This window comes from Shigella sp. SIG3 (assembly GCF_053555855.1).
This window is the reverse complement of sequence record NZ_JBQZXE010000338.1, coordinates 1-357: the sequence shown is the minus strand read 5'-3', so window position 1 is coordinate 357 and position 357 is coordinate 1. Positions and strand designations below refer to the sequence as shown.

General features: G+C 43.4%; 1 protein-coding gene and 1 pseudogene. One reads left to right on the top strand and one right to left on the bottom strand.

The genetic code is table 11. From position 1 onward, the window contains the following. Window positions 1-72 (bottom strand): annotated as a pseudogene (gene relB / locus ACUU1I_RS21300) (type II toxin-antitoxin system antitoxin RelB); the annotation flags it as partial. A gap of 24 nt (window positions 73-96) precedes the next feature. Here relB and ydfV point away from each other — a divergent pair. Next, window positions 97-357, top strand: a 261-nt coding sequence (gene ydfV, locus ACUU1I_RS21295) for a protein YdfV (RefSeq protein WP_449144952.1), incomplete at its 3' end; no start/stop codon positions are given.

Here is a 357-nt window from a genome sequence, read left to right as displayed (position 1 = left end):
ACCCATTTTTTCAAGCGCGGCGTAAGAACGCGCTTTAAGTTCATCGTCAATACGCAGGTTAATGCTACCCATGTCTTACACCTCTTGTAATTACAAATGTCATTACAAGTATCGCACTACAACATGCTTAGGGCAAGTCACGAAGGAAGTCAGAAAGTAGTCGTAAGAACGGTGATCACTGTCCGCTTTGTGCCAGGAGCAGCCATTGCTAAGTCCATCCTGTATTGTGCAGGTCAGCTCTTTTTTAAAGAGTCCGGCCATCATCTTACTGGTACAGACACCATATACTTTGTGACGGTCAGGCTACATATGCACAACTCAACTTATTCATCTATTTTTTGCTTTAGCATGTCAGTG